The organism is Agromyces flavus (genome assembly GCF_900104685.1).
GTDB lineage: Bacteria > Actinomycetota > Actinomycetes > Actinomycetales > Microbacteriaceae > Agromyces > Agromyces flavus.
This window is the reverse complement of the sequence record NZ_LT629755.1, coordinates 1,528,523-1,547,263: the sequence shown is the minus strand read 5'-3', so window position 1 is coordinate 1,547,263 and position 18,741 is coordinate 1,528,523. Positions and strand designations below refer to the sequence as shown.

17 protein-coding genes are annotated in these 18,741 nt (G+C 72.6%); 15 read left to right on the top strand and 2 right to left on the bottom strand.

Going from position 1 to position 18,741, the window contains the following annotated elements; genetic code table 11:
* Nucleotides 1-53 precede the first annotated feature (53 nt).
* Together BLT99_RS07325 and metE are read left to right on the top strand one after the other, a co-directional pair.
* Nucleotides 54-1,040 (top strand): methylenetetrahydrofolate reductase, encoded by a 987-nt coding sequence (locus tag BLT99_RS07325; protein ID WP_092670562.1) that lies wholly within the window; start codon nt 54-56, stop codon nt 1,038-1,040.
* Nucleotides 1,037-3,382 (top strand): 5-methyltetrahydropteroyltriglutamate--homocysteine S-methyltransferase, encoded by a 2,346-nt coding sequence (gene metE, locus BLT99_RS07320; RefSeq protein WP_092670560.1) that lies wholly within the window; start codon nt 1,037-1,039, stop codon nt 3,380-3,382. The genes BLT99_RS07325 and metE overlap by 4 nt, the downstream gene beginning before the upstream one ends.
* 83 nt (nt 3,383-3,465) lie before the next feature.
* Here the strand turns inward: metE and lexA are convergent, their stop codons facing one another.
* On the bottom strand, nt 3,466-4,155 hold the full coding sequence (gene lexA, locus BLT99_RS07315) for a transcriptional repressor LexA (RefSeq protein ID WP_371874286.1): 690 nt from the start codon (nt 4,153-4,155) through the stop codon (nt 3,466-3,468).
* Between the two features lie 260 nt (nt 4,156-4,415).
* On the opposite strand from lexA, the gene BLT99_RS07310 reads away from it, so the two are divergent.
* From BLT99_RS07310 to BLT99_RS07270, 9 genes are all read left to right on the top strand, one after another.
* Nucleotides 4,416-4,811 (top strand): LysM peptidoglycan-binding domain-containing protein, encoded by a 396-nt coding sequence (locus BLT99_RS07310; protein ID WP_229724880.1) that lies wholly within the window; start codon nt 4,416-4,418, stop codon nt 4,809-4,811.
* Between the two features lie 58 nt (nt 4,812-4,869).
* The gene (locus tag BLT99_RS07305) at nt 4,870-5,967 is read left to right on the top strand and encodes a histidinol-phosphate transaminase (protein ID WP_092670556.1); all 1,098 of its coding nucleotides are present in this window, start codon (nt 4,870-4,872) and stop codon (nt 5,965-5,967) included.
* Nucleotides 5,968-6,009: 42 nt separating this feature from the next.
* Nucleotides 6,010-6,624 (top strand): imidazoleglycerol-phosphate dehydratase HisB, encoded by a 615-nt coding sequence (hisB, locus tag BLT99_RS07300; protein WP_092670554.1) that lies wholly within the window; start codon nt 6,010-6,012, stop codon nt 6,622-6,624.
* Entirely contained in the window at nt 6,621-7,259 is a 639-nt protein-coding gene (gene hisH, locus BLT99_RS07295; protein ID WP_092670552.1) for an imidazole glycerol phosphate synthase subunit HisH, read from the top strand. The genes hisB and hisH overlap by 4 nt, the downstream gene beginning before the upstream one ends.
* A gap of 99 nt (nt 7,260-7,358) precedes the next feature.
* The gene (gene priA / locus BLT99_RS07290; RefSeq protein ID WP_092670550.1) at nt 7,359-8,105 is read left to right on the top strand and encodes a bifunctional 1-(5-phosphoribosyl)-5-((5-phosphoribosylamino)methylideneamino)imidazole-4-carboxamide isomerase/phosphoribosylanthranilate isomerase PriA; all 747 of its coding nucleotides are present in this window, start codon (nt 7,359-7,361) and stop codon (nt 8,103-8,105) included.
* A complete protein-coding gene (locus BLT99_RS07285; protein ID WP_092670548.1) occupies nt 8,089-8,868 on the top strand; it encodes an SseB family protein in 780 nt (259 codons plus the stop codon). Before priA ends, BLT99_RS07285 begins: the two co-directional genes overlap by 17 nt.
* Before the next feature lie 77 nt (nt 8,869-8,945).
* Nucleotides 8,946-10,370 (top strand): pyridoxal phosphate-dependent decarboxylase family protein, encoded by a 1,425-nt coding sequence (locus BLT99_RS07280; RefSeq protein WP_092670546.1) that lies wholly within the window; start codon nt 8,946-8,948, stop codon nt 10,368-10,370.
* A 73-nt stretch (nt 10,371-10,443) separates the two neighbouring features.
* On the top strand, nt 10,444-15,087 hold the full coding sequence (locus tag BLT99_RS07275; protein ID WP_092670544.1) for an ATP-dependent helicase: 4,644 nt from the start codon (nt 10,444-10,446) through the stop codon (nt 15,085-15,087).
* Nucleotides 15,088-15,091: 4 nt separating this feature from the next.
* Nucleotides 15,092-15,868, top strand: a complete 777-nt coding sequence (locus BLT99_RS07270) for a DNA-formamidopyrimidine glycosylase family protein (protein ID WP_092670542.1) — start codon at nt 15,092-15,094, stop codon at nt 15,866-15,868.
* Nucleotides 15,869-15,878: 10 nt separating this feature from the next.
* On the opposite strand, the gene BLT99_RS07265 is transcribed toward BLT99_RS07270, so the two are convergent.
* On the bottom strand, nt 15,879-16,280 hold the full coding sequence (locus BLT99_RS07265) for a DUF1844 domain-containing protein (protein ID WP_092670540.1): 402 nt from the start codon (nt 16,278-16,280) through the stop codon (nt 15,879-15,881).
* Nucleotides 16,281-16,550: 270 nt separating this feature from the next.
* Between BLT99_RS07265 and infC the strand changes: the two genes are divergently transcribed.
* From infC to BLT99_RS07245, 4 genes are all read left to right on the top strand, one after another.
* Nucleotides 16,551-17,168, top strand: a complete 618-nt coding sequence (infC, locus tag BLT99_RS07260; protein ID WP_092670538.1) for a translation initiation factor IF-3 — start codon at nt 16,551-16,553, stop codon at nt 17,166-17,168.
* A gap of 57 nt (nt 17,169-17,225) precedes the next feature.
* Nucleotides 17,226-17,420 (top strand): 50S ribosomal protein L35, encoded by a 195-nt coding sequence (gene rpmI, locus BLT99_RS07255; protein ID WP_067949205.1) that lies wholly within the window; start codon nt 17,226-17,228, stop codon nt 17,418-17,420.
* A gap of 32 nt (nt 17,421-17,452) precedes the next feature.
* On the top strand, nt 17,453-17,839 hold the full coding sequence (rplT, locus tag BLT99_RS07250) for a 50S ribosomal protein L20 (protein ID WP_092670536.1): 387 nt from the start codon (nt 17,453-17,455) through the stop codon (nt 17,837-17,839).
* A gap of 82 nt (nt 17,840-17,921) precedes the next feature.
* A complete protein-coding gene (locus tag BLT99_RS07245; RefSeq protein ID WP_092670534.1) occupies nt 17,922-18,722 on the top strand; it encodes a TrmH family RNA methyltransferase in 801 nt (266 codons plus the stop codon).
* The last annotated feature ends 19 nt before the right edge of the window (nt 18,723-18,741 follow it).

Here is an 18,741-nt window from a genome sequence, read left to right as displayed (position 1 = left end):
CGCGGCGTGCCGTGCCCGAAGCCACCGTCGCGGCATCCGCACCCAGGAGCACCATGACCGGAAGCGCGCCCGTCGGCGACGCCGTTCGGCCGAGGCCGCCGATCTCGTTCGAGCTCTTCCCGCCTCGGACGGACGCCGCCGCGCTCGCGCTCGGGCGGACGATCGACCGGCTCGCCGAGGTCGACCCGGCGTTCATCTCGGTGACCTTCGGGGCGGGCGGATCGTCGCGTGACCGCTCGCTCACGGTGCTGCGCTACATGCTCGAGCACACCGACGTCGAGCCGATGGCGCACCTGACCTGCGTCGGTTCGAGCCACGCCGAGGCGAACCGCCTCGTGCGCGAGTTCCTCGACGCGGGGATCACGAGCTTCCTCGCCCTGCGCGGCGACCCGCCCGAGGGCGCCGACCCGGAGGCGGGTATCGGCGACCTTCGCAGCGCCGCCGAGCTCGTGCAGCTCATCCACCGGGTGCAGGAGGAACGGGAGCCGTACGGGCAGGCCGGCATCCCCGGCATCCCGGGCGCGACGCGGATCCGCGAGCGACCGCGCCCCGAGCGCGTCGCGGTCGCGGCCTTCCCGACCGGACACCCGCGTTCGCGCGGGTTCGGGCAGGACATCGACGTGCTGCTCGCGAAGGAGGTCGCGGGCGCCAATCTCGCGATCACGCAGCTGTTCTGGCACGCCGACGACTACCTCGGCTTCGTCGAGCGCGCCCGCGCGGGCGGCGTGACCATTCCCATCCTGCCGGGGATCATGCCCGTGACGACGCCGGCGCGTCTCGCCCGCCTCGAGCAGCTCACCGGCGTGCCGGCGCCGAGCGAGCTCGCGATCCCGCTCGAGATCGAGCCCGACGCCGACGCGCTGTTCGAACTCGGCGTCGACTTCGCCGCCGCGCTCGCCGCCGAGGTCCTCGCGGACGCACCGGGACTCCACCTGTACACCTTCAACCGCCACGAGGCCGTGCTCGCCGTCCTGGACCGGCTCGGCCTGCGCACCATCCCCGCCCACGCGGGCACCGAGAGGAACACGAGAACACGATGACCGCATCCGCCTTCCCCGCCGGAACCATCCTCGGCTACCCCCGCATCGGGCGCCGCCGCGAGCTCAAGCACGCCGTCGAGGCGTTCTGGGCCGGGCGCATCGACGCGGCAGAGCTCGAGCGCACCGCGGCCGACCTGCGCGCCGCGACCCGCGAGCGCCTCGCGACGCTGGGCCTCGACCGCACCGACTCGGCGATCCCCGAGAGCTTCTCGTACTACGACCAGGTGCTCGACGCCGCGGTCGCGGTCGGCGCGATCCCGACGCGGTTCGCGAGGCTCCTCGACGCCGACGGACGCCTCGATCTCGCCGGGTACTTCACGGTCGCGCGCGGCGAAGGGGCGGACGCGCCGCTCGAGATGACCAAGTGGTTCGATTCGAACTACCACTACCTCGTCCCCGAGATCGGGCCCGACACCGCGTTCGCCGCGCACGCCGAGGCGGTCGTCGCCCAGGTGCGCGAGGCCCGCGAGGCCGGCTTCGTCACGCGTCCGGTCCTCGTCGGCCCGGTCACCTTCCTGCTGCTGGCCAAGGCGGCGGACGGCGCGCCCGAGGGCTTCCGCCCGATCGACCGCCTCGCCGACCTCGTGCCCGTCTACGCCGAACTCCTCGCAGCACTCCGCGATGCGGGTGCGGAGTGGGTGCAGCTCGACGAGCCGGCGCTCGTGAGCGAGAGCATCGACGAGTCGCGTGAGCGCGTGCTCGACGCCGTCGGCGCGGCGTACGACGCGCTCGGCGCGGCCGAGGAGCGGCCTGCGATCTTCGTCGCCGCGCCCTACGGCTCGCTCGACGACGCCCTGCCGGCGCTCGCGGCGACGCCCGTCGAGGCGATCGGCCTCGACCTCGTCCGCGGCGCGGCGCCCGAGCAGCTCGACCCCGTGACCGAGGAGGCGCTGGCCGCCAAGACGCTGGTCGCCGGCGTGGTCGACGGCCACAACATCTGGCGCGGCGACCTCGAGCGCGCGTTCGCGCACGCCGAGGCGCTCCGCACGTTCTCCGGCGACGTCGCCGTGTCGACGTCGACGTCGCTCCTGCACGTGCCGCACGACGTCGAGGACGAGACGGCCCTCGACGCGCGGCTCGTGAGCTGGCTCGCGTTCGCCGACCAGAAGGTCGCGCAGGTCGCGGTGCTGGCCCGCGGGCTCGCCGAGGGCCGCGAGGCGATCGCGACCGAGCTCGACGCCGCATCCGACGCCCTCGCCGACCGCGCCGCCGCTCCCGGGGTCCGGGTCGCCGGGGTCCGCGACCGCCTCGCCGGCCTCGACGCGTCGGCCTTCTCGCGTGCCGCCTACGACTCCCGCGTGGCCGCCCAGGAGGATCTCGACCTGCCCGCGCTGCCGACCACGACGATCGGCTCGTTCCCGCAGACCGCCGACATCCGTCGCGCGCGTGCGCGCCTCGTGAAGGGCGAGCTCACGGACGAGGCGTACCGCGAGCTCATGCGCGAGGAGATCGCCCGAGTCATCCGCCTGCAGGAGGACCTCGGCCTCGACGTGCTCGTGCACGGCGAGCCCGAGCGCAACGACATGGTGCAGTACTTCGCCGAACTGCTCGACGGTTTCGCGGTGACCCAGCACGGCTGGGTGCAGTCGTACGGTTCGCGCTGCACGCGTCCCTCGATCCTCTGGGGCGACGTGTCGCGTCCGGCGCCCATGACGGTCGAGTGGTCGCAGTACGCGCAGTCGCTCTCGGACAAGCCCGTCAAGGGCATGCTCACGGGTCCGGTCACGATCCTCGCGTGGTCGTTCGTGCGCGACGACCAGCCGCTCGGCGACACCGCGCGCCAGGTCGCCCTCGCGCTGCGCGACGAGATCGCCGACCTCGAGCGGGCCGGCATCCGGGTCATCCAGGTCGACGAGCCGGCGCTGCGCGAGTTGCTGCCGCTCAAGCGCGCCGACCAGCCCGCCTACCTCGACTGGTCGGTCGGGTCGTTCCGGCTCGCGACCGGCGGCGCGGCCTCCGCCACCCAGGTCCACACGCACCTCTGCTACTCGGAGTTCGGCGTCGTCATCGACGCCATCCGCGAGCTCGACGCCGACGTCACGTCGATCGAGGCCGCCCGCAGCCGCATGGAGGTGGTGGACGACCTGTCGGCCAGCGGCTTCGACCACGGCGTCGGCCCGGGCGTGTACGACATCCACTCGCCGCGCGTCCCGAGCGTGGAAGAGGTGCAGGCGCTCCTCGAGCGCGCGGTGGGGGAGATCCCCGCCGGACGGCTCTGGGTGAACCCCGACTGCGGGCTGAAGACGCGCGGCTATGACGAGACGGTCGCCTCGCTGGCGAACATCGTGCAGGCGACGCAGGCCGTGCGTGCCGGTGCGGCGGCGGTCGCGACCGCGGGCTGACCGGGGCTGCGAACGAGGGGCGGATGTCGCGACGCGAGTCGCGGCATCCGCCCCTGTCGTACCCGCCGACGTGCCCCCGCGCGTCAGACGGTGCGGAGCACCGCGACGACCTTGCCGAGCACCTCGGCCTCATCGCCGAGGATGGGCTCGAACGCGGTGTTCCGGGGGAGCAGCCAGGTGTGGCCGTCGCGCTGGCGGAAGACCTTGACCGTGGCCTCGCCGTCGAGCATGGCCGCGACGATCTCGCCGTTCTCGGCGGTCGGCTGGGATCGCACCACGACCCAGTCGCCGTCGCAGATCGCGGCGTCGATCATCGAGTCGCCCACGACCTTGAGGATGAAGAGCTCGCCCTTGCCGACCAGCTGGCGGGGGAGCGGGAAGACCTCCTCGATCTGCTGCTCGGCGGTGATCGGGACGCCCGCCGCGATGCGGCCGACGAGCGGGACCATCGCGGCGTCGCCGACCGGCGCCGGCTCGGCGGTCGACGTGCGGGGCTCGCTGCCCGGGACGTCGATGAGCACCTCGAGCGCGCGCGGGCGGTTGGGGTCGCGCCGCAGGTAGCCCGCGAGCTCGAGCTGGTTCAGCTGGTGCGTGACGCTCGAGAGCGAGGAGAGCCCGACGGCGTCGCCGATCTCGCGCATGCTCGGCGGATAGCCGCGTTCGGAGACCGATCGGCGGATCACCTCGAGGATCGACAGCTGCTTCGGGCTGAGCGTCTTGCGTCGACGGGACCGGCCGCCGGCTCCGCGTGCCTGATCGATGTCGATGCTCACGGTGTCGCCTCTCGTCGCGGCCGCCGTCGGCCTGATCGTGATGTCGGTGGTCGATGTTCGACTGTCCTCGGACATTCGAAACTGTATCCGCCTCGCACGCGCACGACAAACATCCGTTCGAGTGTGTCGCGGAATCGGCGCCGGAATCTCCCACTTCCGGTCCTTGCAGGTGCGAACGTTCGAAGATATATTCGGAACACAGCTTCGCATCCGGTCCTCCCGGCCGAGGACCGGATGCGGGCTCACCGAGGAGGTGCGGAATGAGTGCAGTGCTGATGGCGACCCCGTTGACGCGGCCCACCCTCGCGAGCCCGCCCGCGCCCGGGCCCGCTCGGCCGGAGCCGCAGCGCACCCGGCTGCGGCTCACGCGCCGCGGCCGTGTCGTGTTCACGGCGCTCGCGGCGCTGCCGATCATCGTCGGCGTGCTCATCGGCTCGCTCGCCTCCGGGGGAGCGATGGCCGGCATCGACGACGGCCGGGTGGCGGTGCTCGACACCATGGTGGTCGGCGCCGGCGACACGCTCTGGGGCATCGCCGAATCGATCGCGCCGACCGCCGACCCGCGCGAGGTGATCCACGAGATCATGCGGCTGAACGGCCTGCGCGACGCGGTCGTGCAGCCGGGGCAGCGGCTCGCCCTGCCCGTCGTCGAGTAGCGGCATCCGTGGTCGACGCCGGCCGAAACGTGCGGCCGGCCGCGGATAGCATTGATCGGTGACGAGTCTCGACGATCTGCCCCTCCGTGACGACCTCCGGGGCAAGTCCCCGTACGGTGCGCCCCAGAAGGTGGTGCCCGTGGCGCTGAACGTCAACGAGAACACGCATCCGATCCCCGAGGACGTCGCACACGACATCGTCGCGCGTGTCGCGGCCGCGATCATCGGCCTCAACCGCTATCCCGATCGGGAGTTCACGCAGCTCCGCACCGCGCTGGCCGGCTACCTCGGACACGGGCTCGTCCCCGAGCAGCTGTGGGCGGCGAACGGCTCCAACGAGGTGCTCCAGCACATCCTGCAGGCGTTCGGCGGCCCCGGCCGCCGCGCGCTCGGGTTCGCGCCGACCTACTCCATGTACGGTCTGCTCTCGGGCGGCACGGGCACGGAATGGGTCACCGCCGAGCGCGACGCCGACTTCGAACTGGCCCCCGGGACGGCCGTGGCCGCCGTCGAGCGGCACGACCCCGACGTCGTGCTGCTCTGCGCCCCCAACAACCCCACGGGCACCCCGCTGTCGCTCGACACGATCGCCGCGGTCGCCGATGCGGCGCGCGGCGTGGTGGTCGTCGACGAGGCGTACTTCGAGTTCGCCGACCCGGGCACGCCGAGCGCGCTGACGCTGCTCGAGGGCCGCCCGCGCCTGCTCGTCTCGCGCACCATGAGCAAGGCCTTCGCGTTCGCCGGGGCACGGGTCGGCTACCTCGCCGCCGACCCGGCCGTGATCGACGCGCTGCGCCTCGTCCGCCTGCCGTACCACCTGTCGGCGCTGACGCAGGCGGCCGCGCTCGGCGCCCTCGCCCACGCCGACGAGATGCTCGCGATGGTCGACGAGATCCGCTCGCAGCGCGAGCGCATCGTGCGCGAGCTCGCCGCGCTCGGATACCGCCCGTACCGGAGCGGCGCGAACTTCGTGCTCTTCGGGGGCGTCGATGACCCGCACGCCGTCTTCGAGGCGCTGCTCGAGCGCGGCATCCTGATCCGCGAGATCGGATTGCCCGGATGCCTCCGAGTCACCGCGGGCACCGAGGCCGAGACCACTGCGTTCCTCGAGGCGATGGCGGCGTTCGCGCCCGCGCGCACCGCCGCCGGCGCCTGACGCGCCCAGGATCCCGCCGAACCGCCCGAATAGGATGACCGCATGACCACCGATCGCCCCGCGCGCACGGCGCGCGTGCAGCGCGAGACCAGCGAGTCGAGCATCGACCTGTCGATCGACCTCGACGGCACGGGCACGAGCGATATCGAGACGAGCGTGCCGTTCTACGACCACCTCCTCACGGCCTTCGCGAAGCACTCGCTGACCGACCTGACCGTCCGCGCGAAGGGCGACATCGAGATCGACGTGCACCACACGGTGGAAGACGTCGGCATCGCGCTGGGCCGGGCCATCCGCGAGGCGCTCGGCGACAAGCGCGGCATCTCGCGCTACGGCGACGCGCTCGTGCCGCTCGACGAGGCGCTCGCGCAGGCCGTCGTCGACATCTCGGGACGGCCGTACCTGGTGCACGGCGGCGAGCCTGCGGGGTTCGAGTTCCACCTCATCGGCGGGCACTTCACCGGATCGATGGTGCGCCACGTGTTCGAGGCCATCACGTACAACGCGGGGCTGACGGTGCACGTCAACGTGCTCGGCGGTCGCGACCCGCACCACATCGCCGAGGCCGAGTTCAAGGCGTTCGCGCGCGCGTTCCGCCAGGCCAAGGCGTACGACCCGCTCGTCACCGGCATCCCGTCGACGAAGGGCGCCTTGTGACCGCGGTGCGCCGCGTGGCCGTGCTCGACTACGGATCGGGCAACGTGCACTCTGCTGCGAAGGCGGTCGAGCGCGCGGGGGCCGAGGTCGAGCTGACGGCCGATCGCCGTGTCGCGATGGAGGCCGACGGCCTCGTGGTGCCCGGTGTCGGCGCGTTCAAGGCCGTGATGGACCAGCTGCGCTCCGTCCGCGGCGACGAGCTCATCGACCGGCGACTCGCGGGAGGCCGGCCCGTGCTGGGCATCTGCGTCGGGATGCAGGTGATGTTCGAGCGCGGCGTCGAGCGCGGCGTCGACACCGAGGGGCTCGGCGAATGGCCGGGCACGGTCCGCGAGCTCCCGAGCGACGTGCTCCCGCACATGGGATGGAACACCGTCGATCCTGACCCGGGCTCCGTGCTGTTCGAGGGCATCGAGGACGAGCGGTTCTACTTCGTCCACTCGTACGCGGCGCAGGAGTGGCAGCTCGACGTGATGCCGCCGTTCCCGCAGCCCGCGCTCACGTGGGCCGAGCACGGCGGACGCTTCCTGGCCGCCGTCGAGAACGGCCCCCTCTCGGCCACGCAGTTCCACCCCGAGAAGTCGGCGGAGGCCGGCATCCGCCTGCTGTCGAACTGGATCCGCTCGCTCGGGTGACGCCCGAGGACCTCCGGTTCGTCACGACCGGCACGGTGCGGACTAGGATGCTGTGACTGTGCCGAAGCCGCGGTCGCGGCATCCGATTCGAGGACAGTGATGAGTGAGTTCAGCAAGACCCCCCGCCTGGTGCTGCTTCCCGCGGTCGACGTCGCCGGCGGCAAGGCCGTCCGCCTGACGCAGGGCGAGGCCGGCACCGAGACGAGCTACGGCGACCCCGTCGACGCGGCGAGCGACTGGGCCGACCAGGGCGCCGAGTGGATCCACCTCGTCGACCTCGATGCGGCATTCGGGCGCGGCTCGAACGCGGGCGTGCTCAAGAAGGTCATCCGCCAGGTGCGCGGCGTCAACGTCGAGCTCTCGGGCGGCATCCGCGACGACGCCTCGCTCGAGCACGCGCTCGACATCGGCGCCAAGCGCATCAACCTCGGCACCGCCGCGCTCGAGAATCCCGAGTGGGCCGCCTCGGTCATCGCCCAGTACGGCGAGGCCATCGCCATCGGACTCGACGTCCGCGGCACCACGCTCGCCGCGCGCGGCTGGACCAAGGACGGCGGCGACCTCTGGCAGGTCATGGACCGGCTCGAGGAGGCCGGCGCCGCGCGCTACGTCGTGACCGACGTCACGAAGGACGGCACGCTGCAGGGGCCCAACCTCGACCTGCTCCGCCAGATCATGGATCGCACCCACCGGCCGGTCATCGCGTCGGGCGGTGTCTCGAATCTCGACGACATCGCCGCACTGCGCGAGCTCGTCCCGCAGGGCCTCGAGGGTGCCATCATCGGCAAGGCCCTCTACGCGGGCGCGTTCACGCTGCCCGAGGCGCTGGATGTCGCATCCCACTGACCCCGCCGCCGACTCCGCCGGCCGCCCGTGGGCGGGTCGGTCCTTCCAGGCCAACCCGCACGCCGCCGACGACGGCCGCATGCCGGCTGAACTGGGTGCGGCGCTCGCCCGGTTCCGCTCCGGCGACGGGGGACAGGCCGACGTCGTGGCCGCCTTCGGTCGGTCGCGCCTGCTGATCCCGCTGCTCGCCGAGCTCGGCGACGGCGGCACGGAGATCGGCGCGCACGGCCACGCCGTCGACAAGAGCCAGGAGCTCTCGAACGTGACGGTCGAGGGGCCCGACGGTCGTCGCGTGCTCCCGGTCTTCGGGTCCGTCGAGGCCATGTCCCGGTGGAACCCGGAGGCGCGCCCCGTACCCGCCGACGGCGTCCGCGTCGCGCTCGCGGCGGCCGACGACGGCACCGAGCTCGTGGTCTTCGACCCGGCGTCGGAGACCGAGTTCGTGCTGCGGCGCCCTGCGGTCTGGGCGGTCGCGCAACAGCTCGCGTGGCGCCCGCCGTACGAGTCCGACGCCGTGCGCGACGCGTTCGAGCGATCGGTCGCAGGCGAGCTCGCGGTGCTCGGCGTCGACCTCGAGGCGGGCGACCCCGACGCCAGCCTTGCCGGACCCGAGCTCGTCGTGCGCCTCCGGCTCGTCGCAGGACTGACACGCGGCGAGCTCGACGCCACCACGGCCCGGCTCGCGCGCCGCTGGTCCGAGGAGGACGCGATCGCGACGGGGGTGGACTCGCTCGTCGTGCGACTCGTCGCCGACACCGCCTGAACGGGCCGCCGTTGACGCGCCCGGCTCCGCGAGCACAGGATCGGGATGCGCGAGGGCGCGCGGAATGCAGGTGGAACATGCTCGAGCGATCCGACGAGGCCGAACCGGCTCCCTCCCTCCGACCCCATGATCCGGGTCTGCTCGACCTCGCGCGGCGCCACGCCGACGCCTGGCTCGCGGCCCTGCCCGAGCGTCCGATCCCGCCGCGCGCGACGATCGACGAGATGCTGGACGCGCTCGGCCGCGACCTGCCCGAACGCGGCGAGCCGGCGGATGCCGTGATCGAACGACTGACCGAGCGCATCGAGCCCGGGCTCATGGCGATGGGGTCGCCGCGGTTCTACGGCTGGGTCATCGGCGGGACGCAGCCTGTGGCGCTCGCCGCGGACTGGCTCGTCTCGACGTGGGACCAGAACACGGTGCTGCGGTCGGTCACGCCGGGCGTGATCGCCGCCGAGGAGATTGCCGGGGACTGGGTCCTCGACCTGCTGGGCCTGCCGGCGGGCAGCAGCGTGGGGTTCACGACCGGGGCGACGACCGCGCAGACCGCGAGCCTCGCCGCGGCGCGCGAGGAGGTGCTCCGACGCGCCGGCTGGGACAGCGCGCGGCAGGGGCTGGCCGGCGGGCCGAGGGTGCGGTTCATCGTCGGCGAGGAGCGGCACGGCACCGTCGACCTCGCCGGCCGGTACCTCGGCCTCGGGGAGCCGACGATCGTGCCGAGCGACGACCAGGGACGCATCCGCGTCGATGCATTGCGCGCCGAACTCGCGGCAGGCGAGGGGCCCGCGATCGTGCTGCTCCAGGCCGGGAACATCCACTCGGGAGCGTTCGACGACCTCGGCTCGGCCACCCAGGTCGCCCACGAGTCGGGTGCGTGGGTGCACGTGGACGGCGCATTCGGCCTGTGGGCCGCCGCCTCGCCGCGACTCCGGCATCTGGCGACGGGCCTCGAGCAGGCCGACTCCTGGTCGACCGACGCGCACAAGACGTTGAGCGTTCCGTACGACTGCGGCATCGCGATCGTGCGCGACGTGAACGCGGTGGCCGGTGCCCTGAGCATGCACGCGAGCTACCTCCAAGCCGACGGCGTCGTGGCCGACCCGCACGACAAGGTGCTCGAGCTCTCCCGTCGGGCACGCGGCGTCCCCACGTGGGCCGTCCTGCGGCACCTGGGGCGGCAGGGCGTCGCCGACCTCATCGAACGCCTCGCGGACGCGGCGCGGCTCATCGCCGAAGGGGTCGGAGCGCTTCCCGGCGTCGAGGTGCTGAACGACGTGGTGTTCACGCAGGTGTGCCTCGCACTCGAGGACGACGCCGCGACCGAGGCGCTCAGCGCGCGCCTCTGGGCCGACGGCGAGGTGCTGGCGATGACCTCGCGCTGGCACGATCGCGCCGTCGTCCGCTTCTCGGTGAGCAACTGGGGCACGGATGCCGCGCAGGCGCGCCGCACCGTCGCCGCGGTCGATCGCGCACTCGCCGCGGTGCGCGCGGGCGGGGCGTGACGCCCGCGGGCCGGCCGGTCGAGGGATGGCGCAACCCGGTGACGATGTCGGTGGCATCCGCTTGGATGGGAGGATGACCGGGGCGCTCGATTCGTTCGCGCCCGCGACGCGGGCGTGGTTCACCGAGTCGTTCCGCGACCCCACACCCGTGCAGGATGCGGCATGGCGCGCGATCTCGCAGGGCGACCACGCGCTCGTGGTCGCCCCGACCGGCTCGGGCAAGACGCTCGCCGCGTTCCTGTCGGCCATCGACCGGCTGCACCACGGTCCGACGCCGATCGTCGACGCGGCAACCGGCGAGGTCGTCGAGGCGACGACCCCGCGGGCCACGCGCGTGGTCTACCTCTCGCCGCTCAAGGCGCTCGGCGTCGACGTCGAGCGCAACCTCCGCGCGCCCCTCGTGGGCATCGGACGCACGGCGGCGGCGCTCGGCGTCGAGGTCCCCGAGGTCACGGTCGGCGTGCGGTCCGGCGACACGTCGTCCACCGATCGGCGTGCGCTGGTCAAGCGCCCGCCCGACATCCTCATCACGACGCCCGAGTCGCTGTTCCTCATGCTCACGTCGCAGGCGCGCGAGACCCTGGCCGGCGTCGAGACCGTGATCGTCGACGAGATCCACGCGCTCGCGGGCACGAAGCGCGGCGCCCACCTCGCGCTCTCGCTCGAGCGCCTCGACGAGTTGACCGCGACGCCGGTGCAGCGCATCGGGCTCTCGGCGACCGTGCGTCCCCACGAAGAGGTCGCGCGGTTCCTGTCGGGCACGCGCCCGGTGACGATCGTCGCGCCGCCGTCCGGCAAGAGGTTCGACCTCACCGTCACGGTGCCCGTCGACGACCTGGCCGATCTCTCGGGCGAGCCGGGCGGCTCCGTCTGGCCGCACGTCGAGGAGGCGATCCTCGACGAGGTGCTCGCGCACCAGTCGACCATCGTGTTCGCGAACTCGCGCCGGCTCGCCGAGCGGCTCACGGCCCGACTCAACGAGCTGTGGGCCGAGCGCACCGCCCCCGACGACGGTGGCGGCGATGGCGATGGCGCCGAACTCGTCGCCGCAGCCGCGGTCGATGCGGTCGCACGGCGTCCGGCGAACGCGGCCGCGAGCGCGGCCGGATCCCCGCCCCTCGCGGTCCGCCGCCCGCCCGCCGAGCTGGCCGGCGCCTCGGGCATCACCGCCGGCGCCGAACCGATCATCGCGCGGTCGCACCACGGTTCCGTGAGCAAGGAGGAACGTGCGCTCGTCGAGGCCGACCTCAAGGCCGGTCGGCTGAAGTGCGTCGTCGCCACCTCGAGCCTCGAGCTCGGTATCGACATGGGCGCGGTCGACCTCGTCATGCAGGTCGAATCGCCGCCGTCGGTCGCGAGCGGCCTGCAGCGCATCGGCCGCGCGGGCCACCAGGTGGGCGAGGTCTCGAAGGGCGTGCTCTTCCCGAAGCACCGGGCCGACCTGCTGCACTCGGCCGTCGTCGCCGAGCGCATGATCGCAGGCGGCATCGAGCCGATGCGCATCCCCACCAACCCGCTCGACGTGCTCGCGCAGCAGACCGTCGCGGCGGCGGCGATCGACGAGTGGGACGTCGAGCACTGGTTCGACGTGGTCCGCCGCGCGGCGCCGTTCCACACGCTGCCGCGCTCGGCGTTCGATGCGACCCTCGACCTGCTCGCCGGGCGCTATCCATCCGACCGGTTCGGCGAGCTGCGCCCGCGTCTGGTCTGGGACCGCGACGCCGGCACCATCACGGGCCGCCGCGGTGCGCAACGGCTCGCGGTGACGAGCGGCGGCACCATCCCCGATCGCGGTCTGTTCGGCGTCTTCATGATCGGCGAGGCAGGTCCCGGTCGTCGTGTGGGCGAGCTCGACGAAGAGATGGTGTACGAGTCGCGCGTGGGCGACGTCTTCGCGCTCGGCGCCACGAGCTGGCGCATCCAGGAGATCACGCACGACCGGGTCCTCGTCTCCCCGGCGGTCGGCGAACCCGGGCGACTCCCGTTCTGGAAGGGCGACGGCATCGGCCGGCCGGCCGAGCTCGGCGAGGCGATCGGCGGGTTCATCGGCGAACTGGCGGGCGCCGAGCCGTCCGCCGCCCTCGAGCGCTGCGAGGCGGCCGGGCTCGACGAGCGCGCGGGCGCGAACCTCGTGCGCTTCATCGCCGACCAGCGCGACGCCACGCGAATCGTGCCCGACGCGGTGAACCTCGTGGTCGAGCGCTTCCGCGACGAGCTCGGCGACTGGCGCATCGTCCTGCACTCGCCCTACGGCATGCGCGTGCACGCGCCGTGGGCACTGGCCGTCGACGCGCGCGTGCAGGAGCGCTTCGGCATCGAATCCCACGCGGTCGCGAGCGACGACGGCATCGTGCTGCGCCTGCCCGACACGGCCGACGAGCCGCCCGGGAGCGAGCTGTTCGAGTTCGACCCGGCCGAGCTCGCCCAGCTCGCCACCGAGCGCGTGGGCGATTCGGCGCTGTTCGCCTCGCGGTTCCGCGAATGCGCGGCGCGAGCGCTGCTGCTGCCGCGGCAGAACCCCGGCAAGCGGTCCCCGCTCTGGCAGCAGCGGCAGAAGGCGTCCCAGTTGCTCGAGGTCGCGCGCGACTTCCCCGACTTCCCCATCGTGCTCGAGGCCGTCCGCGAGTGCCTGCAGGACGTCTACGACCTGCCCGCCCTGACGGCCATCGCCGAGCGCATCCGCGCGCGGCGCGTGCGATTCGTCGACGTCACGACCGAGACGGCGAGCCCCTTCGCCGCGAGCCTGCTCTTCGGCTACGTCGGCGCGTTCATGTACGAAGGCGACGCACCGCTCGCCGAGCGTCGTGCGGCGGCCCTCTCGCTCGATCCGGGACTTCTGGCGGAGCTTCTCGGCACCGTCGAGCTGCGAGAGCTCCTCGATCCCGGCATCGTCGACGAGACCGAGCGGATGCTGCAGCGAACCCATCCCGATCGGCGCGCGAAGGGCGACGAGGGCGTGGCCGACCTGCTGCGCGAACTCGGTCCGCTCACCCTGGCCGAGGTGGGCGAGCGCGTCGACGAGCAGACCGATCCCGCGGCCGCGGTCGACGCGCTGGTCGCCGCCCGGCGCGCCGCACGCGTGCGGTTCGCGGCGTCCGAATGGATCGTCGCCGTCGAGGACGTGAGCCGGCTGCGCGACGCGCTCGGCGTGCCGGTCCCGCCCGGACTTCCCGAGGCGTTCGGCGAGGCGGTGCGCGATCCGCTCGGCGACCTCGTGGGCCGCTACGCGCGCACCCACGGCCCGTTCACGACGCACGCCGTCGCCGAGCGCTTCGGCATCGGCGTCGCGGTCGCGCACGGCGCCCTCGGCCGGCTCGCGGGCGAGCGACGGCTCGTCGAAGGCGCGTTCCTGCCGCACGGATCGGGTGCCGAGTGGTGCGACCCCGAGGTGCTCCGTCGGTTGCGGCGTCGTTCGCTCGCCGCGCTCCGCGAGGAGGTCGAACCCGTCGCACCGCGCGAGTTCGCACGGTTCCTGCCCGATTGGCAGCACGTCGGCGGCCGACTTCGCGGGGTCGACGGCGTGGCCGCCGTCATCGAGCAGCTCGAGGGCGTCCGCATCCCGGCCTCCGCGTGGGAATCGTTCGTGCTCCCGGCCCGGGTCGGCGACTACCGGCCCGACCTGCTCGACGAGCTCACCGCGAGCGGCGAGGTGGTGTGGGTCGGGCAGGGATCCCTCTCCGGCGACGACGGCTGGGTCAGCCTCCACCTGGCCGACACCGCGAAGCTCACGATGCCGGCGCCAGTCGACCAGCCGCTCGATGCGATGGAGACCGAGCTGCTCACCGCGCTCGGCGGTGGGGGCGCCTACTTCTTCCGGCAGCTCGTCGATGCCGTCGGCGCGACCGATGACGCACCCGTCCTCGAGGCGCTCTGGCGGCTCGCCTGGGCGGGCCTCGTGACCAACGACACGTTCGCCCCCGTCCGCGGGCTGCTCCTCGGCGGCGGTGCGCACAAGACCAAGGCGGCCACTCCGCGAGCACGACTGCGCGGCCGGTCGCTGTCGCGACGCGCGCTGGCCGCTTCGGTGACCGCCGACGGTGCACGCGCGACCCGCGCGGTACCGCCGCGCGCCGCCGGACGCTGGTCCATCCTCCCCGTCCCGAGCGACGCGGCGACCCCGCGGGCACACGCCCTCGGCGAGACCCTGCTCGAGCGGTACGGCGTCGTGACGCGTGGATCCGTGGTCGCCGAGGACATCCTGGGCGGATTCGCGCTCGCCTACCGCACGCTTGCGGGGTTCGAGGAGACGGGTCGCGTACGGCGTGGCTACTTCATCGACGGGCAGGGCGGTGCGCAGTTCGGCACCAGCGCCGCCGTCGACCGCCTTCGACAGGCGCCGGCGGGCGGAGCGGTCGCGCTCGCCGCGACCGACCCGGCGAACCCGTTCGGCGGGGCGCTCGAGTGGCCCGAGCCGACGGCCGAGCTCGGTCACCGTCCGGCCCGCAAGGCCGGCGCCCTCGTGGCGATCGTCGACGGTGAGGCGGTGTTCTACCTCGAGCGCGGCGGTCGCACCGCGCTCGTCTTCACCGACGACGACGAGGCGCTCGCGGCGGGGGCGACGGCGCTCGCCGAGTCGCTCGCGCGGGCGCGTGGCGCGAGGTTCCGGGTCGAGTCGGTGAACGGCGGCGGGGTCTACGGCTCGGTGCTCGAGCTGCCGCTGCGCGCGGCGGGTTTCCGCGAGACGCCGCAGGGCCTCCGCTTCGACGCGAGGACGTGACCCGATGCCCGAGGGCGACACGGTCTTCCACGCCGCGAAACGGCTCGATGCCGCGCTCGCGGGCCGTGCCGTGACTCGCAGCGACCTGCGCGTGCCCGCCTTCGCGACCGTCGATCTCGCGGGCGAGACCGTCCACTCGGTGGGCAGCCGCGGCAAGCACCTGCTCATGCGCATCGGCGACGTCGTGCTGCACACCCATCTGAAAATGGAGGGGGAGTGGCGTGTGCTGCGCCCGGGCCAGAAGTGGCCGCGACCCGCGTACCGCGCCCGCGCGATCATCGAGACCGCGGATGCCACGGCGATCGGCTTCGATCTCGGACTCGTCGAGGTCTTCCCGGCAGCCGAGGAGGGTGAGCGGCTCGGCTACCTCGGGCCCGACCTGCTCGGACCCGACTGGGACCCCGGCGAGGCGGTGCGGCGGCTCTCGGCCGCCGGCGACACGGCCGCGGTCGTGGCGCTCGGCGACCAGCGGAACCTCGCGGGTCTCGGCAACGTGCTCGTCAACGAGGTGTGCTTCCTGCGCGGCATCCGGCCCGACCGTCCCATCGGCGAGGTCGACCTCCCGGCGACCGTCGACCTCGCTCGGCGCGTCATCCATGCCAACCGCGACCGCTTCGAGCGCACCACGACCGGCGACACCCGGCCGGGGCGGCGGCTCTGGGTCTACGGGCGGGCGGGCGAGCCCTGCCGCCGGTGCGGCACGCGGATCCTCCACACGCGCCTCGGCCGGAACGACGTCGAACTGCGCGACACCTACTGGTGCCCGCACTGCCAGCCGTGAGTCGCCGGTGCTATGAAACGGGCCCGGTCCACTTCTCGCCCGGGCCCTTGCCGAGCTCGTCGGGGATGACCGAGGCCTCGCGGAACGCGAGTTGGAGCGAGCGGAGGCCGTCGCGAAGCGAGCGCGCGTGCATGTCGCTGATCTCGGGCGCGCCGGCCGTGATGAGTCCGGCGAGGGCGTTGATGAGCTTGCGCGCCTCGTCGAGGTCGGTCTGCGCCTCGGGATCGTCGGCGAGGCCGACCTTGACCGCGGCCGCGCTCATGAGGTGCACGGCGGCGGTCGTGATCACCTCGACGGCGGGCACCTCGGCGATGTCGCGCGTCGCATCGGCGACGGCCCGCTCGGCCTCGCCGGTGGCGGTGTGGTCGGCGTGCTCGGGCGCACGCGTGGGCTCGGGCGATGTGTCGCTCACCGGGGGATTCCTCTGCTAGACTACTGCGGGCTCCGGGGCCAGTCCCCGGTACGAAAGTGGAGAGACTCCCACCCGCGCATACCGCTTCATCAAGGTTACCGGGTCGTTCGCACTCCGCTTCCCCGCTCCGGCGGGGGAGTAGCAAGGGTGCCGCATGAGCCCGCGGTGAGAATTCCGCGGGGCGTCATCGCGTGGATTTTCCGCTCTCGTCGTCGGGCGGCATCCGTCTCCCGATGAGCTGAGAACACAGTTCGAGTAGAGGAGACACGCATCAGCGATCCGCGTACCAATGACCGTATCCGCGTCCCCGAGGTCCGCCTCGTGGGCCCAGGCGGAGAGCAGGTCGGCGTCGTGAAGATCGAGGTGGCACTGCGGCTCGCGCAGGAGGCCGACCTCGATCTCGTCGAGGTCGCGCCGAACTCCCGTCCGCCGGTCGTCAAGATCATGGACTACGGCAAGTACAAGTACGAGGCTGCGCAGAAGGCGAAGGAAGCCCGGCGCAACCAGGCGAACACGATCCTGAAAGAGGTTCGCTTCCGCCTCAAGATCGACAAGCACGACTACGAGACCAAGATGAAGCGCGCCGTCGGCTTCCTGAAGTCGGGCGACAAGGTCAAGGCCATGATCCTGTTCCGGGGTCGCGAGCAGTCGCGTCCCGAGATGGGCGTGCGCCTGCTGCAGCGCTTCGCTGAAGACGTGGCGGAGTACGGCACGGTCGAGCACAACCCCACGATCGACGGCCGCAACATGGTCATGGTCATCGCTCCCCTGAAGAACAAGTCCGAGGCCAAGGCCGAGGCGAATGCACAGCGTGCTGCGGCGAAGCAGCGCCCGGCGGCCGATGCCGAGGGCGACTCGCCGGAGACGGCCGAGGCCACCGAGGCGTAAGGCCAGCACCCCCGTCCGCCACCCCGGTGGCGGCAGAACCAAGGAGATACACGAGAGATGCCGAAGCAGAAGACCCACTCCGGGTCCAAGAAGCGCTTCAAGGTCACCGGCAGCGGCAAGATCAAGAAGCAGCAGGCCGGTATGCGCCACAACCTCGAGGGCAAGTCCTCGGTGCGCACCCGCCGCCTGAACCAGGACAAGGTCGCCTCGGCGCCCGACACCAAGGTCATCAAGAAGCTGCTCGGTCGCTGAGCGACGAGACCCGGTAAGGAAGATACAGAGTCATGGCAAGAGTCAAGCGCGCAGTCAATGCGCACAAGAAGCGTCGGGTCATCCTCGAGCGCGCCGAGGGCTACCGCGGCCAGCGTTCGCGCCTCTATCGTAAGGCGAAGGAGCAGGTCACCCACTCGCTGGTCTACTCCTACAACGACCGCCGCAAGAAGAAGGGCGACTTCCGTCGCCTCTGGATCCAGCGGATCAACGCCGCCGCGCGTCAGAACGGCATCACGTACAACCGCCTCATCCAGGGCCTCGGCCTCGCGGGCATCGAGGTCGACCGTCGCATCCTCGCCGAGCTCGCCGTGAACGAGCCGGCCGCCTTCGCCGGCCTCGTCGAGGCCGCCAAACAGGCGCTCCCGAGCGACGTCAACGCTCCGAAGAACGCGGCCTAGTCCGTCTGATTCGTGCCGACGAACGGCCCGGCACCCCGCGCGGGTGCCGGGCCGTTCCGCATCTCGTCAATACACTTGACACATGCTCGAGAACCCGAGGTCGCCGCGCGTACGGGCCGTCGCGAAGCTCGCGAAGAAGCCCGCGCGGGTCGAGACGGGCATGTTCCTGCTCGAGGGCCCGCAGGCGGTCGCTGAGGCGCTGACCTTCCGGCCCCAACTCGTCGTCGAGCTCTACGCGACACCGACCGCGCTCGAGCGCTACAGCGACATCGGCGACACCGCCATCGACGCCGGCGTCGATGTCGAGTACGTCTCCGAAGAGGTGCTGCAGGCGATGGCCGACACGGTCACGCCGCAGGGTTTCGTCGCGGTCTGCCACCAGTTCCCCACGGCCGTGAAGGACGTCTTCGCCGCGAAGCCGCGCCTCGTCGCCATCCTCGAGGAGGTGCGCGACCCCGGCAACGCCGGCACCATCGTCCGCGCCGCCGATGCCGCGGGCGCCGACGCGGTCGTCTTCACCGGCCGGGCGGTCGACCTCTACAACCCCAAGGTGGTGCGGTCGTCGACGGGCTCGATCTTCCACCTTCCGGTCGCGGTCGGCGCCGAGCTCGAGGACGTGCTGGCGCGCGCTCGCGAGGCCGGGCTGACGGTGCTCGCCGCCGACGTCAAGGGCGAAGACCTCCTCGAAGCGCGCCGCGACGGCGTGCTCGCGCGTCCGACGGCCTGGGTGTTCGGCAACGAGGCACGTGGCCTGCCCGACGACCAGCTGGCGCTCGTCGACCGGGTCGTCACCGTGCCGATCTACGGGCACGCCGAGTCCATGAACCTGGCGACCGCGGCATCCGTCTGCCTCTACGAGAGCGCGTTCGCGCAGCGCGACTGAAGTCACGAATCGGTAAACC

Bases quoted from the DNA above. Each gene is read 5' to 3' on its own strand.
- BLT99_RS07325 (WP_092670562.1), top strand. From the start codon at position 54: ATGACCGGAAGCGCGCCCGTCGGCGACGCCGTTCGGCCGAGGCCGCCG.
- metE (WP_092670560.1), top strand. From the start codon at position 1,037: ATGACCGCATCCGCCTTCCCCGCCGGAACCATCCTCGGCTACCCCCGC.
- BLT99_RS07310 (WP_229724880.1), top strand. From the start codon at position 4,416: ATGAGTGCAGTGCTGATGGCGACCCCGTTGACGCGGCCCACCCTCGCG.
- hisB (WP_092670554.1), top strand. From the start codon at position 6,010: ATGACCACCGATCGCCCCGCGCGCACGGCGCGCGTGCAGCGCGAGACC.
- priA (WP_092670550.1), top strand. From the start codon at position 7,359: ATGAGTGAGTTCAGCAAGACCCCCCGCCTGGTGCTGCTTCCCGCGGTC.
- BLT99_RS07285 (WP_092670548.1), top strand. From the start codon at position 8,089: ATGTCGCATCCCACTGACCCCGCCGCCGACTCCGCCGGCCGCCCGTGG.
- BLT99_RS07280 (WP_092670546.1), top strand. From the start codon at position 8,946: ATGCTCGAGCGATCCGACGAGGCCGAACCGGCTCCCTCCCTCCGACCC.
- BLT99_RS07275 (WP_092670544.1), top strand. From the start codon at position 10,444: ATGACCGGGGCGCTCGATTCGTTCGCGCCCGCGACGCGGGCGTGGTTC.
- BLT99_RS07270 (WP_092670542.1), top strand. From the start codon at position 15,092: ATGCCCGAGGGCGACACGGTCTTCCACGCCGCGAAACGGCTCGATGCC.
- rpmI (WP_067949205.1), top strand. From the start codon at position 17,226: ATGCCGAAGCAGAAGACCCACTCCGGGTCCAAGAAGCGCTTCAAGGTC.
- rplT (WP_092670536.1), top strand. From the start codon at position 17,453: ATGGCAAGAGTCAAGCGCGCAGTCAATGCGCACAAGAAGCGTCGGGTC.
- BLT99_RS07245 (WP_092670534.1), top strand. From the start codon at position 17,922: ATGCTCGAGAACCCGAGGTCGCCGCGCGTACGGGCCGTCGCGAAGCTC.